Consider the following 16,426-nt stretch of genomic DNA (forward strand, 5'->3'; position numbering starts at 1 on the left):
CGCTCCTTACGTCATCATGACGCGATGCACAGCATACACGTCAGAGATTTGTTTGATCCGATCAACGACTTTTTGTAAATGGTTGACGTTGTTGATCGCGATCGTCATCGTGATTTTGGCTTGTTTACTGTCGTCGCCTTTCCCGCTGACGGCAACAATGTTCGTATTCGTCGCAGATACCGACTGCAGAACATCGTTCAATAATCCAGCCCGGTCGAATCCAGAAATTTCGATTTCGACGTTATAACTCTTAACGGCTTTGCCTTCGTGTTCCCACTCGACTTCGAGCAAGCGTTCTGGATTTTGTTCATGAATGACGTTCAAACAATCCGTCCGGTGAATCGAGACACCCCGTCCACGTGTGATGTACCCGACGATATCGTCCCCTGGTACTGGATTACAACAACGACTCATGCGAACGAGCATGTTATCGATTCCTTTGACACGAACACCTTCTGGATTTTCCTTCTTCGGACGATCAAACGTCTTCATCTCACTGATCGCTTCGTTCAGTTCAAGATTTTTAGATTCTTTGTCTTTGCGTAACTTTTCCGTCAATTTATGAGCGACTTGGGCAGCTGTCAGACCATGATACCCAACGGCAGCATACATGTCTTCTTCTTGCGCGAAGTTGAACTTCCGCGTCACGTCTTCGAGCGTCTTCTCATTGATGACTTCCTTCGGCTCGAATCCGAGTTTCTTGACTTCTGCTTCGATCAGTTCCCGTCCTTTAGAGACGTTCTCTTCGCGTTGCTGACGTTTGAACCATTGACGGATCTTGTTCTTCGCCTGACTCGACACACAAATCTTGAGCCAGTCCTTACTTGGACCATAACTGTGTTTTGATGTGACGATTTCAATGATGTCACCTGTCTTCAGCTTATAATCAATCGGTACCATCCGTCCGTTGACTTTCGCTCCGATCGTCCGGTGACCGATCTCTGTATGAATCCGGTAGGCATAATCAATCGGAACAGAGCCTTTCGGCAATTCGATGACGTCGCCTTTTGGTGTAAAGACGTACAACATGTCACTAAAGAAGTCGACTTTGACCGATTCCATGAATTCTTCAGCATCCGCCGTATCCTTCTGCAACTCAAGGATTTCCCGGAAATGGGCAATCTTATCCTCAAAGCCTGATTTCGCTTCCTGTTCCTTACCTTCTTTATACGCCCAGTGAGCGGCAATCCCGTACTCGGCAATAAAGTGCATGTCCCGTGTCCGAATTTGGACCTCGAGCGGCTCGCCTTTCGGTCCGATGACCGTCGTATGCAGCGATTGATACATGTTCGGCTTCGGCATCGCGATATAATCCTTGAAACGTCCCGGCATCGGTTTATATTGCGTATGAATGATTCCGAGAACAGCGTAACAGTCCTTGATTGAATCGACGATGATGCGTACAGCCATCAAGTCATAGATTTCACTGAACTCTTTTTTCGAGTTTTGCATCTTGTTATAAATGGAATAGATATGCTTCGGACGTCCATCGACTTCCGCTGCGATTTGTACATCATCAAGTACTTCGTTGACCTCTTCGATGACCGAACTGACGAGCGCTTCGCGTTCCGTCCGTTTTTGTTTCATCATTGAGACAATCCGGTAGTACTGTTGTGGATTGATATAACGCAAACTGATGTCTTCGAGTTCCCACTTGATCGTCGAGATCCCGAGACGATGCGCAAGCGGTGCAAAGATTTCGAGCGTCTCTTCTGCCTTTTGCACCTGCTTTTCCTTGACCATATGTTGCAACGTTCGCATGTTATGCAAACGGTCAGCCAGTTTGATCAAGATGACGCGAATGTCTTCTGCCATCGCGATGAACATCTTCCGGTGGTTTTCAGCCAATTCTTCGCGTTTCGATTTATATTTGATTTTCCCGAGTTTCGTGACGCCGTCAACGAGCATCGCGACGTCGGGTCCGAATCGTTCCGTTAATTCTTCGAGTGTAATGTCCGTATCTTCGACGACATCATGAAGAAGCGCAGCGACAATCGTCGTTGCATCTAAACCAATATCGACTAAGATACCGGCAACTTGTACCGGATGAATGATGTAGGGTTCACCAGAACGGCGGAATTGCCCATCATGTTCGTCTTTCGCGAATTGGTAAGCCCGTTCGATGTCTTTGACTTCAGCTTGCGTCATGTATTCCGCACATCGAGCGAGAAGGTCTTCTACATTTACGATTTGTTTGTTTGTCATCCCTTTTCCTCACCCAGTCCCCGGGATCGTCTGCAACGGAATCCCTAATATATAGTTCTTATTATCGTGAAATCTTGAGAAGATGTCAAAATAAAAAGAAATACCCCCTTGGTCATCATGTACCAAGAGAGTATGTATGCTTCAGTCTTCGTAGCGAATCAATGAGAGAACGTCGTATCCTTCGAGTTTCTCACGTCCACCAAGACCATCGAGTTCAATCAAGAATCCGATTCCGGCAACCGTTCCGCCTAATTTTTCAATCATTTGAATCGTCGCTTCGATCGTACCACCTGTTGCAAGCAAGTCGTCAAGGATGACGACGCGTTGTCCCGGTTGGATCGCATCTTCGTGCATCGTCAAGACATCTTTTCCGTACTCAAGACCATACTCGACACGGACTGTCTCACGCGGTAATTTTCCTTCCTTACGAACAGGAACGAATCCGATCTCCATCGCGTATGCGGCTGGGCAACCAACGACGAATCCGCGTGCTTCCGGACCGGCGATGATATCTGCGCCTTTACTACGCGCATACTCGACGAGTGCATCGACCGATTGTTTATATGCCGGTCCGTTTTGCATGAGTGATGTGATGTCCTTGAAACTAATTCCTTCTTTCGGCCAGTTTTCGACCTCTTTTATATGCTGTTTGAACTCCATGTCTTTTCCTCCTGCTTCGCCGCTTCTACCAAAGTATCAAAACGCTCTTTCAACTGAGCGAGTGACGAATAAATGTATTGTTGCTCGAGCTCTTGACGCGCTTCATGACGCTGGTACGTCGGAGCTTCCGTCAGATCTCGCTTTGCAGCATTTGGGTTCACACCCGGCAGCCCGTCCTCCATTGTAACAAGAAAATCAAGTTCCGAGAATACCGAATGCATAAAGTTAATCGATCGTTTCGTCCATTTTCGCGATTTCGACAAACGTACAAGACCGATCCGGAGCTCGTCACGCGGACATTTCGCGAAATACTGGAAGTAATGCTTGAAGTCCTCCCGCGACGGAATCGTCTCGAAATAATATCCCTCGTCCTTAAAGGCACAATAAATCCGCTCTGCCTGTTGCACGTATGGATAAAATGCTGCTTCTTCTTCCGGTAGATCAAGGAAAACGATATTTTGATGGATCGGACCGTTCAACGGACGTTCCGCGTACTTCTCTTTCACCTCATCGGTAAAGGCGACGAATGTCGTCGTCTCATGCGGTAAGGCGAATAGTTCGCTCAGCGGCCGCTTACCGCCGCGGTAATCGAACACTTGGACATCTTCGACAGCGACGTCTTGAATCATCAATTGTGGTTTACGGAACCCATTCCATTCATTGATGTTCAGACTGCCCATCAAGTGAATCTCCGATAAGGTCGAGACTTCATCGACGAGGTCGCCGAAGCCGAAGCCGATCGCATCGAGTTCCTTCCCGTCGCCTGATAGTAGTGCTTTGACATGCGTCAAGTCACGACCGATCCGTTTCATGTCACGGATCTTCGCTTGCTCGATGACGATCCGTGGTGCGGGATTTCCCATCCCGAACGGTGCCAATCGCTGAATATCTTCAATCAACTGAATCGACACATCACTGACCTGTAGACGTAGATCGACATCGATCGTCGCGATGAAGGCATCGTCCGGCAACGTACTGGCTTGTTCATTCAAACGTTGACGTAACGCCTCGACGTCATCGGAAGAGAGCGTCATGCCGGCAGCAGCGGGATGTCCTCCGAAATGCGGCAAGATATCTTCACATTTCGTGAGTTCAGCGAATAAATCAAAGGCTGGAATCGATCGTCCAGAACCCTTCGCTGTTCCTTTTTCAGCATCATGACACAGCATGATGACGGGACGATGGTATTTTTCAACGAGTCGCGAGGCGACGATCCCAACGACACCTGGATTCCAATCTGCCGCATCGACGACGAGTACGCGGTCCTCTTTAAAACGTTCTTCGACAAGCGCCGTTGCTTCCTCTGCAATCTGCTTGACGATATCTTGACGTTGTTTATTTTGTTGGTCGAGTTGTTTCGCGAGATGAAGTGCCTCATCTTTGCTTTCCGCTAGTAACATCTCAAGCGCTGGCATCGCCGAATCCAGACGACCTGCCGCATTGATCCGCGGACCGAATGCAAATCCGACCGATTCTTCCGTCAGTTCGTCTTCCGTCAAACTACAGACGTCACGTAACGCAAGGATACCCGGACGTTCACTTGCATTCAGCGCCTCGATGCCGCGAATCGCAAGCAACCTGTTCTCTCCGACGAGCGGTACGAGATCGGCAATCGTTCCGAGCACCGCAAGATCGAGTAACTCGACGGGTTCCCGGTCAAGCAGTGCATGCGCGACTTTAAAAGCAACGCCTGCCCCAGCAAGTTTTGAGAATGGATAATCTGAGTCGACACCCGGATGAATTAAGGCAAAGGCATCAGGTAACGTTTCTTTTGCTTCATGGTGATCGGTAATGATTAAGTCGACACCGAGTTCCTTGAGGACATCTGCTTCGTGGATGCCGGAAATCCCACAGTCGACGGTGATGACGAGGCTGAACCCTTCTTCCGCTGCCCAGCGAAACGCGGCTTCGTTTGGTCCATAGCCTTCCGTGAATCGGTTCGGGATATAACACTCTGCCATTCCTCCGATTTCAATCAAGGCGTGCCAGAGAATCGCAGCGGAACTCACGCCGTCGACGTCATAATCACCATAAATCAAAATCATTTCGCCTTCGTTGACGGCACGTTGAATCCGTTCGACGACTTTTGGCATGTCTTTAAAAGCAAATGGATCATGGAATGTCATTTGATCCGTCTCTAAAAAATCACGGGCGGCTTCACGAGTCGTGAATCCCCGTTGGACAAGTAGTTGTGCGACGTGCGGTGAGATCGTGCCATCCGCCGTCAATTGTTCGATTTGTTCTGAATCGATGACTTTATCAAGCCATGTTTTTTTAGCATGGTACATCTCAAACCCTCCAATCAACTTCCCCATTATAATTGAAAATCCGCACCAGCGATAGCTGATGCGGATACTCTTTTAAGAAGCGCGTTTTGTACGACCAAGTGTCCGACCTTTCATGACGAGCCAGAGCTGCGCGGCGATGAAGATCGAAGAATACATTCCCATGATCAACCCGACGAGCAGGGCGAGACTGAATCCACGGATTGCTTCGCTACCGAAGATGTAGAGTGCCGCTGCCGTCATGATGACCGTGACGACCGTATTGATCGAGCGAATGATCGTCTGTTGAATCGATTCATTGACGATGTGTGCCAATTCATCAAATGAGACTTTCCGTCCACCTTTTTCAGCAAGTCCGAGATTTTCTCGTACCCTGTCGAAGGTAACGATCGTATCGTTGACGGAATACCCAATGATCGTCAAGACGGCTGCGATGAAGTACAGATTGACTTCGATCTGGAACAGCGAGAAGAAAGCAATGATCATCAATGCATCATGTAGCAATGCGAGTACTGTCGCAATCCCGTAGAGCGGTTGGAATCGGAACGAGACGTAGATGACGATCCCGAGTGACGCAAGTAAAACCGCATAAATCGCGTTACGCGCGATTTCCCGACCGACTTGTGCCGAAACTGTCGAGATACTCGGTTCTTTCTTGTATTCCGCTTCAATCGTTTGTTTCATTTCAGAAATCTGCTGTTGGCTGAATTCACCAACGAACGTGACGTTCGCTAACTTTCCGCCTTGAGCGAATTGAATACCATCGATTTCTTCCGCATCAATCCCAGCATCTTCAATGACAGAGCGGACGTCCGCTTCCTTGATTTGATTCTCAGAAGAAATCTCGACGCGCGTTCCTTGCGTGAAGTCGATCCCGAGGTTCAGACCACGGAACGACAACAAGAGGACCGACACGATGACAAGCGCGATCGTGATTGCGAAATAGATTTTACGATGTTTGACGTAATCGAATTTCGTAGGATTAAAGCTCACGGATTTCACTCTCCTTTACACCGAACCATGATTTCTTCTTATCGAACCATCGGCTACTGACAAGGAGTTGCATCAGGTAACGTGAGACAAAGACGTTCGTGACGAACGTGACGGCGATCGAAACCATCAACATGATGGCGAATCCTTTGACCGTACTTGTACCAAAGTAGTACAACACACCAGCAGAGATCAACGTCGTCAAGTTGGCATCAAGAATCGTACCGAACGAACGACGGTTACCGGCTTTAAATGCGGACAAGACAGATTTACCACTTCGTAATTCATCCTTGATCCGCTCAGCAGTGATGATGTTCGCATCGACCGCCATCCCGACCCCAAGAACGAGTGCCGCAATCCCCGGTAACGTGAGGACGGCATTGATCCCGTTAAAGAAGATCATGACGAGATAGATGTAGAACAGTAACGTAATGATCGAAACGAATCCAGAGATCCGGTAGAACAAGAGCATGAACAAGAAGACCGCCGCGACACCAATCGCTGACGCGAACAATGTTTGATCAAGTGCATCCTGTCCAAAAGCAGCAGAGACCGACGTCGAGTAGATTTCCTCGAGTTTGACCGGCAGTGCACCGGCGTTCAGGATCGACGATAATTGTTTCCCGTACTCGGCATCAATATCGCCACCAGAAATAATCGCTTTATCCGAATTGATCGGTTGTGTGACCGATGCATCCGAGACGATCTTCGAGTTTGCTTTTTGAATTTCTTTTTCATACGAATCGCCTTTCTCGTAATCGAGCCAGATGACGAGACGATTCGCAGGTGGTTGCATTTGTGAGACTTGTTGTGTCACTTCATAGAATTTCTCTTTTGATTTCATCGTCAACTCGACGAGTGGTTCATTCGTGTTCGGATCATACCCTACTTTTGCCCCTTTGGCTTTTAAGTCTGATCCATCGAGCAACAACTTATCGTTGATGTCACGGAATGACAATTGTGCTGTCGAAGATAGGATTTGACGCGCTTCCGTCTGATCCTTGACGCCAGCAAGCTGAACGCGAATCCGGTTATCGCCTTCGATCCGGATGTCTGGTTCAGAGACACCGAGGACGTTGACACGGTTCTCGATTGCCGTCAGCGTCGCACTCATCGCATTTTGATCGATGACGTCTCCTTCTTTCAGCGGTTGTACTTCATACAAGACTTCGAAGCCACCCTTAAGGTCAAGGCCGAGCTTCGTATCCTTCAACAACCATGACGATGTCGTACCGATCAGTACGAGCAACGCGATGACGACGATGAAGAATGTGGCAAGTTTCCCTTTCTTGATCATGCTACATTGTCCTTTCTCTAGTTCCCAGTATATTTTCAGACAACTTTGTTCTCCTACCCTAGCTTACAAAAGAAATGGTAATCTTAGCAAACGTTTTTCTCATATATAAACAGAAAAGACGCTCCGGAATCCGGAAAGCGCCTTTTCAATGCCTTATTCGACAGTTTCGTCGTCCATGACAGTCGTTGATTTTTTCGTCACTTCTGCGACAGCACTTCGGTTGAATGTCAATTGTGCATTACCTGACTTCAATGTCACCGTCATGTCGTCAACTTTTTGGACAACCCCGTGAAGACCACCGATCGTAACGATCGAGTCGCCGCGTGAGAGTTCATTTTGCATCTGACGCACTTGCTTCTGGCGTTTGTTCTGTGGACGGATCAACAAGAAATAGAACACCACGAAGATCAAGATCATCGGGAGGAATGTGATTAAGCCTTCCATCTGATTCAGCTCCTTTATCATTCAAATCACGTTCATTATACCGTGAAAGAATTGATTTGTCAGACGATTTGTTAGAAATTCTTTGCGTTCGGTAAATTGTAACCGTATTCTTCGAAAAATTCTTCCTTGAAATCGAGCAGACGATCCTCACGAATCGCTTGGCGAACGCCTTCCATCAACTTGACGAGGAAGTGAAGATTGTGTGTCGAACACAGATGCAGACCGAACGTTTCTTGCGCACGAATCAAGTGATGGATGTACGAACGCGAGTAGTTCTTACACGCGTAGCAATCACATTTCTCATCGAGCGGACGGAAATCACGTGCATACTTCGCGTTCCGGACGACGAGACGTCCTTGTGATGTCATCAATGTGCCGTTTCGTGCGATCCGTGTCGGTAAGACACAGTCGAACATATCGATTCCGCGGATCGCACCCTCGATCAATGCGTCCGGTGAACCGACGCCCATCAAATAACGTGGTTTGTCTTCCGGCATGAGTGGTGTCGTGAATTCGAGCGCACGGTACATGACGTCTTTTGGCTCTCCAACTGATAGACCACCGACCGCATAACCAGGGAAATCAAGGGCAACGAGGTCTTTTGCACTTTGACGACGTAAGTCTTCGTATTCTCCACCTTGGATGATACCGAACAGCGCTTGATCGTGTGGACGTTCATGCGCAGCAAGACAACGTTCTGCCCAGCGGCTCGTTCGTTCGACGGATGCTTTCATGTACTCGTGAGAAGCTGGGTACGGTGGGCATTCATCAAACGCCATCATGATATCTGAACCGAGTGCATTTTGAATTTCCATCGCTTTTTCCGGTGACAAGAACAATTTGTCCCCGTTCAAGTGGTTACGGAAATGAACACCCTCCTCAGAAATGTTCCGGAGATCAGCAAGTGAGAAGACTTGGAAACCACCTGAGTCCGTCAGAATCGCGCCATCCCAGTTCATGAATTTATGCAGACCGCCCGCTTCCTTGATGACATCATGTCCTGGACGCACCCAGAGGTGGTACGTGTTCGCGAGGATGATGTTCGCGTTCATGTCCTTGATTTGTTCCGGTGCCATCGTCTTGACCGTCGCTTGCGTTCCGACCGGCATGAAGACCGGTGTTTCGAAACTACCGTGCGGCGTGTGGACGATTCCTAACCGCGCTCCGGATTGTTTACATGTCTTGATATGTTCGTATGTTACCGCGTGTTTTGTCATTAGTTTCGTTCCTCTCTCGTTAAGAACATCGCATCACCGAAGCTAAAGAAACGATAGCCGTTCGCGACTGCTTCTTCATAGGCATGCAAAATGTGTTCCCGTGTCGATAATGCGGACACGAGCATGATCAATGTTGATTTCGGTAAATGGAAGTTCGTGATCAGACCATCAATCCCTTTGACTTCCTGACCCGGGAAGATGAAGATGTCCGTCCAGCCCGTTGCTTCGACGAAGTCGCCATGGTCACGGATGACCGTTTCAAGCGTCCGTGTCGATGTCGTTCCGACCGCGATGATTCGTCCGCCTTGTTTTCGTGTTTCGCGTAGCAAGGCAGCTGAACTTTCCGGCAGTTCGTAGTACTCACTGTGCATTTTGTGACTATCGACGTCGTCGACCGAGACAGGACGGAATGTGCCAAGTCCGACATGTAGCGTCAACGGTGCGATCCGGACGCCTTTCGCTTTAAGCGCTTCGAGCAATTCCGGTGTGAAGTGAAGACCGGCCGTCGGTGCTGCCGCACTTCCGCGTTCCCGAGCATACACCGTCTGGTAACGATCTTGATCCTCGAGTTGTTCATGAATGTACGGTGGCAGTGGCATCGTTCCGAGTTGGTCGAGCACTTCATAGAAAATGCCGTCATAGAAAAACTTCAGGATTCGTCCCCCGTCTTCAAGTGCTTCGACGCACTCAGCACGGAGTAACCCGTCACCAAACGACAAAATCGTTCCTGGTTTAACGCGTTTTGCCGGTTTCGCCAGTGTTTCCCAGACATCGTCACTCGTCTGCTTCAAGAGTAACAATTCGATCTTCCCACCCGTCTCTTCCTTCACACCAAAGAGACGTGCCGGTAAGACTTTCGTATCATTGATGACGAGTGTATCACCTTCGCGGAAGTGATCGACGATATCATGGAAGTGTTGATGCTGAATCGCACCCGTCTCCCGATCGAGAACCATCAATTTCGAACTCGTCCGGTCGAGCAATGGCACTTGGGCAATTTGTTCTTCTGGTAAATGAAAATCAAATAAGTTTACATCCATTGGTTCAATTTCCTTCTTTCAGTCCTAAATGTTGGCGGGCGAACGGTGTTAAGACACGTCCGCGCGGAGTACGTTGTAAAAAGCCTTGTTGCAGTAAATATGGTTCATACACATCCTCGATCGTCTGCGCATCTTCACCGATCGTCGCTGCGATCGTCTCGAGACCGACCGGACCACCGGCAAACCGTTCTGCAAGCGATCGTAGTAAACGATGGTCGACATCGTCAAGCCCTAGTGCATCGACATGCAAACGATCAAGCGCACTTGTCGCGAGCACAGCATCGATCTCGGTTTGATGGGCGACTTGAGCGAAATCACGGACACGCCGTAACAACCGGTTCGCGACACGTGGTGTTCCACGTGAACGAAGCGCGATCGCTTCTGCAGCGAGGCGATCCGCTTCGAATCCGAACAATCGCGACGTCCGGGTCACGATGGCAGACAACTCTGACATCGTATAATATTCAAGCTTCAGCGTCACGCCAAAACGATCACGGAGCGGTGCCGATAACATCCCGGCACGCGTCGTTGCACCAACGAGCGTAAACGGTGGTAAATCAATTCGGACACTGCGGGCGAGTTCCCCTTGACCGATGACGATATCGAGACAATAATCCTCCATCGCCGGATACAGAATCTCTTCGATTGATCGACTCAATCGATGAATCTCGTCGATGAAGAGGACATCACCCGGTTCCAGTGATGAAAGGATTGCCGCTAGATCACCCGGTCGTTCGATTGCAGGACCGGCTGTCGTCTTGATGCCGACTCCCATCTCGTTCGCGATGATCGTCGCAAGCGTCGTCTTCCCAAGACCCGGAGGACCATAGAGAAGCACGTGATCGAGTGTTTCCTGACGAATTTTTGCCGCCTCGATAAAGACACTCAAGTTTCCCTTAGCTTTCTCCTGCCCGATATACTGCTCGAGCGTCTGAGGACGCAGGCTCCACTCTTCTTGATCTTCCGCATGGGCGGATTCTGACAAAATGCGCTCTTCCATGTCCTCACCTCACATTCAATAACAACTGGAGTGCCCGTTTGACATATTGATCCGTCGACAGGACTTCTGCCTGCAACGCTTTTTTGACTTTCTCGACTTCTCGGTCACTGTAACCTAGCGCCGTCAAGGCTTCACAAGCTTCATTCAATTCAGCATTGCCTTGCGCGAACAAGCCTTCGCTCGGTACGTAATCCGGTGCGAGCTCGGCTAACTTTCCTTTTAGGTCGAGTGTCATTTGTTTTGCTGTTTTCTTGCCGACCCCCGGGAACTTGACGAGATAACTTTCTTTCTCTTGTTCAATCGCTTCAACGAGCGCATCGACATTCCCTGATGCGACGATTGCAAGCGCTCCTTTAGGTCCGATTCCTGTGACACCGAGCAACTTCGTGAACAAGGCACGCTCACGACGGGAACGGAATCCAAATAAGACTTCTTGGTCCTCACGGACATAATGATACGTATATACGATGATCTGTTCGTCTCCGGTCCGATAAAAAAACGGGTTCGGTGCTACGATTTTGTAGCCAATCCCGCCAACTTCTACCGTCACGAATTCCGCACAGACATAAGCGACTTCGCCGCGTACGAATTCTATCAATGTGGAACGCTCCCATCCTTAAACAAACTCTCGTGTTATTGTAGCATACATCTTCGTTTGGCTTCAAAGCGTTCTTCAGCAAAAATCAATACATATGTTCGCTCTCTCAATCAGAAGACAAAAAAGCGTGATCGTTCGCACGACCACGCTTCCATCTTCTATTTTACGAACGCTCAAGCATCCGTTCGAGCGCCAACACGGCATGCCGCGTCGTCTCCGCGTCGACTGTAATGACGTTGACCGGCTCACCGGCTTCGACTTGTTCGAGCGCCCACGCTAAGTGCGGTAAGTCGATCCGGTTCATCGTCAGACACGGACACATGAATGGATTGAGCGACACGATATCGAGTTCCGGATGAGTCGTCGCGAGGCGATTGACGAGATTCATCTCTGTTCCGATTGCCCACTTCGTTCCGGGAGCAGCCTGTTCTATTTGTTGAATGATGTACGCGGTTGATCCGTTGAGATCAGACGCTGTCACGACTTCATGCGAACATTCCGGGTGAACGAGAATCTTTCGCTCCGGATCCGTCTTGCGGAACTGATCAATCTGACCGACCGTGAATTTCTCATGGACCGAGCAGTGTCCTTTCCACAAGATGACGCGGACGTCCTGGTCCTCCCCATCAAAAACGAGTTCGTCCTTGATCGGATCCCAAATCGCCATCTGTTCTAACGGAATTCCGAGTGCGTGCGCCGTATTGCGACCGAGGTGTTGATCCGGCAGGAAGAATAAGATGTCGCGTTCAGCAAGCGCCCATTCGACCATCTGGACAGCGTTTGATGACGTCACCGTCGCCCCACCATGACGACCAACGAACGCTTTGATGGCTGCCGTCGAATTGACATACGTCAACGGTAAGATCGACTCCCCGAACCGTTCCGTCAAGATCGTAAAAGCACGCTCTGTTTGCGTATCGTTCGCCATATCCGCCATCGAACAACCAGCACGCATGTCAGGCAAAACGACCGTATGTGACGCATCTGTCAACATGTCTGCCGTCTCTGCCATGAAGTGGACACCACAAAAGACTGTACATTCCGCTTCTGTCATCTGCTTCGCGACTTGCGCGAGCTGGAGCGAATCTCCTGTCGCATCCGCGAACTGGACGACTTCATCCTTTTGGTAGTGGTGGGCAGGTAAGAACAAGCGACTGCCCATCCGTGCTTTGACCCCTTCGATGATCGCGATCAAGTCTGCTTCTGTTTGCTGTAAGTACGACGCCGGAATCCCTTCGTGACGTAATAGATCAAATGACATCTTTTTTTCCTCCTTCGATTTTCATGCTGATATCAAGTGCTGTTGCTGAATGGGTGAGTGCCCCGAGTGAGATGACGTCTGCTCCGCTATCCGCGAAGTCCGATAATGTGTCTACTGTGATCCCACCGGATAATTCGACCGTGATATGCGGTGGAATCAATTGCCGGAGCTGTTTAATTTCTGCTGGTGTCCGGTTATCGAGCATGATGATATCGACTTCTGCAGCCACTGCCTCCAGCACTTCCGCTTCCGTCTCGACTTCGACTTCAATTGGTGTCGTATGACCCGCGACACGTTTTGCTCGCGCCACCGCTTCCGTAATCGATCCCGCTACTGTGATGTGGTTGTCCTTGATCATGACGGCGTCATCGAGACGTCCGCGATGACTATAGCCACCCCCGACGCGAACGGCATGTTTTTCGAGCATTCGTAATCCAGGGGTCGTCTTTCGTGTATCCGTGATTCGGATTCGCCCTGCTGCTACCTCGACCGCTTGACGTGTCTTCGTCGCAATCCCGGATAAGCGTTGCACCAGGTTCAAGGCGACCCGTTCTCCGCTTAAAATGTCCTGTAACGAACCAGACCACTCGGCAAGGAGTGTTCCTCGCGTGACGATCGTCCCTTCCGCTACATGAATCGTCACGTCGACTTGTAAGAGATGTGCCATCTCCCGAATGATGTCGACTCCGCAAAAGACACCGTCTTCCTTTGCTAGAAAACGACCGGTTCCGCGTTCTTGTCCCGTCAGACATCCTTCACTTGTGATATCCCACTGTCCGATGTCCTCGATTAAAAATGCTTCCAGTTGTTGCCGTAACTGCCACTTGTTCAACGTTCTCATCCTCTCCTGTCAACCGACTTCGCGCCCCTTCAAGCAACAGACATGCCGTTACGTGACGTAATCGATTCTCTTCTGCTTCCTGTCCGGATTCGTCTAATGTCCAGCTTTTTAACTCTTCTAAACTATCTTCTATTTGCTTAACATCCATTTCGACACCAATGACCTGTGATAGACGGTCTGTTACGGAACGAAGTGTTCCCGGGCGTCGTTTGACTTGTTTGACTAAAAGTTCCGGTAACAACTCGAGCTGTTCTGCTACTGCTTTCCCCATGACAACACATTCAAGGAGCGAGTTCGACGCCAGACGATTTCGACCGTGAAGTCCAATCGATGCTGTCTCACCGACCGCGTAAAGTCCTTCGACATGCGTCTGCCCCGTCAGATCCGTTTCGATCCCACCCATCAAGAAATGGATGCCTGGTGCAATTTCAACGAGATCCGGATTTATGTTCAGTTTTTCACATTTTTCAACAAACGTTGGAAACCGTTTCGTCCGGTCGACGACGTTTGACGTATCGAGATAGACCGGTTCACATTTTCGCACCTCATGGATTCGTTTTGCGACTTCATCTCGCGCCGCTAAATCTTGCATCGGATGATCCGCCATGATCCGGTCACCATTTTTCGTTACAAGCGTCGCTCCTGCACCTCGTAGTGCTTCCGTGATCAAACCTTCCGAGCGACCAGCATGAACGAGTACCGTCGGATGATGCTGGATATAACCGAGATCACGAATCGTCGCTCCCGCTTCAAAAGCGAGTGCAATCCCGTCTCCTTGAATCAAAGGGTCATTCGTCGACGCCGCGAATAATCCACCCACTCCACCGGTCGCGAGAATCGTCGCGCGCGCCACAATCTCGATCGGCTCCCCATGGCTATATCCGACTGCACCAACTACCTGCCCATTTACTTGAATCAACTCTGTGATACGCGTCTGCTCGAGAATCGGAAATGGTACTTGCGGCATCAACGTCTCCATGATCCGTTTACCAGTCTCGTCGCCGCCACAGTGATAAATCCGCGGCAAACGATGTGCTCCTTCACGACCGAGCAAAAACTCTCCTTCGGACTGATCGAATGGAACGCCTTGTCGTAACAAAAATTCCATCGCCTCGGTTCCCGATCGGGTGACGTAATCGACGACGGACGGATTGATATGCCCTTTTGCTGCTTTGCACGTATCTTCAAAGTGACCACGATGATTGACTTCTGCATAAGCGGAAGCAATCCCACCTTGTGCTCGGACGGAATTCGTCTCAAACCGCGAACCTTTCGAGACGAGTAATGCGTCCATCCCTGATGGAAGATGCAGGGCGACTGAAATTGCGGCAAGTCCTGTTCCAATGATCAACACATCCGTCTCAAGCTTTTTATGTAAAGACATATGTTTTACACCTCTATATCTAAATGTTTACTATTGACTTGACAATAAGTTTGGCATACTTTTAGCTGAGTGACAAGACGAAAGGACAGGATTTTTTCATGATCTATCTCGATTACGCAGCGACGACTCCGCTGCATCCACAAGCACTCGATCATTATCAACAAGCCGCTCAGTCGTTCTACGGCAACAGTTCTTCTCTTCATGACATCGGTGGGAACGCTGAACGTTTACTCGAACGAGCCCGTCAGTATCTGATGCAACAATTGGCTCAACAAGAAGGAACCGTCATCTTTACAGGGAGTGGATCAGAAGCGAATTATATTGCTTTGACACATCTGATGCGACAGAGTAACAAATCAGTTGTCTTGACACTTCGATGTGAACACGACTCGGTCTTGCTTCCGCTAGCGCGCTGGGCACAAGAAACACGGCACCTTTCTTTATTACCGGACGGAACGTTCGATTGGGAACAATTCATCGCAGCTTGTACGGATGAAATCGGTGTTGTCTCGATTCAACATGTCAATTCGGATACCGGTTTTCGTTTTCCGGTCGAACGGATTGCAGCATATTGTCAATCGCGTGAGATTCTGTTTCATTGCGATGGTGTCCAAGGATTTTTAAAAGATGCAATCAACATCGACGCTTTTGATGCCTACACGATGAGTAGTCATAAAGTGTATGGACCAAAAGGATTGGGCGCTTTGTATTTACGGCGTCCGCTCTTCAGCCCTTATTACGAAGGACATCACGAATTTGGAATCCGTCCAGGCACAGTCGACGTTCCAGGAATTGCCGCGTTCATCGCTGCCTGTGAAGCGTCTCGCTTCGAAAATCCAGGAATCCAAGCTTCAAGCCGTCGATTTCGTGGTATGCTAAAAAAAACATTGTCTTCGTCTCGTTACACAATGATTGAGTCGCCAACGCAACTCGCTTCCATCTGCGCCATCCATACGAAACAACGGGACGGTCAATACGCGTTGCTCGCCTTGAATCGTGCCGGAATCGCGGTTTCCGCTGGTAGTGCCTGCCGGGCTGGAGAAAACGGTCCGAATGCGACATTACGTGCCATCGGCTTCGATGAATCAGCGGCTCATGGGTTGATTCGGCTCAGTTTTGGAAGACACACGACGAACGAAGAAATCGAACAGTGCATTGATGTGTTGAACACGATTTCATGACACTGGAGAAAGGTAGGAGACAT

12 protein-coding genes and 1 pseudogene are annotated in these 16,426 nt (G+C 49.4%); 1 reads left to right on the forward strand and 12 read right to left on the reverse strand.

Annotated elements, in window-relative coordinates; all coding sequences use genetic code 11:
* Positions 1-6 precede the first annotated feature (6 nt).
* The 12 genes and pseudogenes from KNQ03_RS04740 to KNQ03_RS04800 form a co-directional block, all read right to left on the reverse strand.
* Positions 7-2,205, reverse strand: coding sequence for a RelA/SpoT family protein (locus KNQ03_RS04740; protein ID WP_023468927.1), 2,199 nt, complete (start codon positions 2,203-2,205; stop codon positions 7-9).
* 141 nt (positions 2,206-2,346) lie between these two features.
* Positions 2,347-2,865, reverse strand: coding sequence for an adenine phosphoribosyltransferase (locus KNQ03_RS04745; RefSeq protein ID WP_050677592.1), 519 nt, complete (start codon positions 2,863-2,865; stop codon positions 2,347-2,349).
* Positions 2,844-5,153: a single-stranded-DNA-specific exonuclease RecJ gene (gene recJ, locus KNQ03_RS04750; protein WP_214723722.1), complete on the reverse strand. Its 2,310-nt coding sequence runs from the start codon at positions 5,151-5,153 to the stop codon at positions 2,844-2,846. Before recJ ends, KNQ03_RS04745 begins: the two co-directional genes overlap by 22 nt.
* A 72-nt stretch (positions 5,154-5,225) precedes the next feature.
* Positions 5,226-7,437, reverse strand: a pseudogene (gene secD, locus KNQ03_RS17020) (protein translocase subunit SecD).
* 153 nt (positions 7,438-7,590) lie between these two features.
* A complete protein-coding gene (yajC, locus tag KNQ03_RS04765) occupies positions 7,591-7,881 on the reverse strand; it encodes a preprotein translocase subunit YajC (protein ID WP_029342244.1) in 291 nt (96 codons plus the stop codon).
* A 71-nt stretch (positions 7,882-7,952) separates the two neighbouring features.
* The gene (gene tgt / locus KNQ03_RS04770; protein WP_029342245.1) at positions 7,953-9,098 is read right to left on the reverse strand and encodes a tRNA guanosine(34) transglycosylase Tgt; all 1,146 of its coding nucleotides are present in this window, start codon (positions 9,096-9,098) and stop codon (positions 7,953-7,955) included.
* Positions 9,098-10,138, reverse strand: coding sequence for a tRNA preQ1(34) S-adenosylmethionine ribosyltransferase-isomerase QueA (gene queA / locus KNQ03_RS04775; protein WP_023468934.1), 1,041 nt, complete (start codon positions 10,136-10,138; stop codon positions 9,098-9,100). Before queA ends, tgt begins: the two co-directional genes overlap by 1 nt.
* 4 nt (positions 10,139-10,142) lie before the next feature.
* Complete coding sequence (gene ruvB / locus KNQ03_RS04780; protein WP_023468935.1) at positions 10,143-11,138, reverse strand: Holliday junction branch migration DNA helicase RuvB; 996 nt, start codon at positions 11,136-11,138, stop codon at positions 10,143-10,145.
* A 4-nt stretch (positions 11,139-11,142) separates the two neighbouring features.
* Positions 11,143-11,736, reverse strand: coding sequence for a Holliday junction branch migration protein RuvA (ruvA, locus tag KNQ03_RS04785; RefSeq protein ID WP_023468936.1), 594 nt, complete (start codon positions 11,734-11,736; stop codon positions 11,143-11,145).
* Positions 11,737-11,899: 163 nt separating this feature from the next.
* Positions 11,900-12,997 (reverse strand): quinolinate synthase NadA, encoded by a 1,098-nt coding sequence (gene nadA / locus KNQ03_RS04790; RefSeq protein WP_214723726.1) that lies wholly within the window; start codon positions 12,995-12,997, stop codon positions 11,900-11,902.
* Entirely contained in the window at positions 12,987-13,829 is an 843-nt protein-coding gene (gene nadC / locus KNQ03_RS04795; RefSeq protein WP_214724296.1) for a carboxylating nicotinate-nucleotide diphosphorylase, read from the reverse strand. Before nadC ends, nadA begins: the two co-directional genes overlap by 11 nt.
* Positions 13,753-15,222 (reverse strand): L-aspartate oxidase, encoded by a 1,470-nt coding sequence (locus KNQ03_RS04800; RefSeq protein WP_214723728.1) that lies wholly within the window; start codon positions 15,220-15,222, stop codon positions 13,753-13,755. The genes nadC and KNQ03_RS04800 overlap by 77 nt, the downstream gene beginning before the upstream one ends.
* A gap of 98 nt (positions 15,223-15,320) precedes the next feature.
* Here KNQ03_RS04800 and KNQ03_RS04805 point away from each other — a divergent pair, with 98 nt between their 5' ends.
* Entirely contained in the window at positions 15,321-16,403 is a 1,083-nt protein-coding gene (locus tag KNQ03_RS04805) for a cysteine desulfurase family protein (RefSeq protein ID WP_214723730.1), read from the forward strand.
* The last annotated feature ends 23 nt before the right edge of the window (positions 16,404-16,426 follow it).

The organism is Exiguobacterium sp. s143 (assembly GCF_018618895.1).
GTDB lineage: Bacteria > Bacillota > Bacilli > Exiguobacteriales > Exiguobacteriaceae > Exiguobacterium_A > Exiguobacterium_A abrahamii.

What these genes read in the sequence shown, in the direction of transcription:
- KNQ03_RS04740 (WP_023468927.1), bottom strand. Translation starts at nt 2,205, where the DNA reads ATGACAAACAAACAAATCGTAAATGTAGAAGACCTTCTCGCTCGATGT.
- KNQ03_RS04745 (WP_050677592.1), bottom strand. Translation starts at nt 2,865, where the DNA reads ATGGAGTTCAAACAGCATATAAAAGAGGTCGAAAACTGGCCGAAAGAA.
- recJ (WP_214723722.1), bottom strand. Translation starts at nt 5,153, where the DNA reads ATGTACCATGCTAAAAAAACATGGCTTGATAAAGTCATCGATTCAGAA.
- yajC (WP_029342244.1), bottom strand. Translation starts at nt 7,881, where the DNA reads ATGGAAGGCTTAATCACATTCCTCCCGATGATCTTGATCTTCGTGGTG.
- tgt (WP_029342245.1), bottom strand. Translation starts at nt 9,098, where the DNA reads ATGACAAAACACGCGGTAACATACGAACATATCAAGACATGTAAACAA.
- queA (WP_023468934.1), bottom strand. Translation starts at nt 10,138, where the DNA reads ATGGATGTAAACTTATTTGATTTTCATTTACCAGAAGAACAAATTGCC.
- ruvB (WP_023468935.1), bottom strand. Translation starts at nt 11,138, where the DNA reads ATGGAAGAGCGCATTTTGTCAGAATCCGCCCATGCGGAAGATCAAGAA.
- nadA (WP_214723726.1), bottom strand. Translation starts at nt 12,997, where the DNA reads ATGTCATTTGATCTATTACGTCACGAAGGGATTCCGGCGTCGTACTTA.
- KNQ03_RS04800 (WP_214723728.1), bottom strand. Translation starts at nt 15,222, where the DNA reads ATGTCTTTACATAAAAAGCTTGAGACGGATGTGTTGATCATTGGAACA.
- KNQ03_RS04805 (WP_214723730.1), top strand. Translation starts at nt 15,321, where the DNA reads ATGATCTATCTCGATTACGCAGCGACGACTCCGCTGCATCCACAAGCA.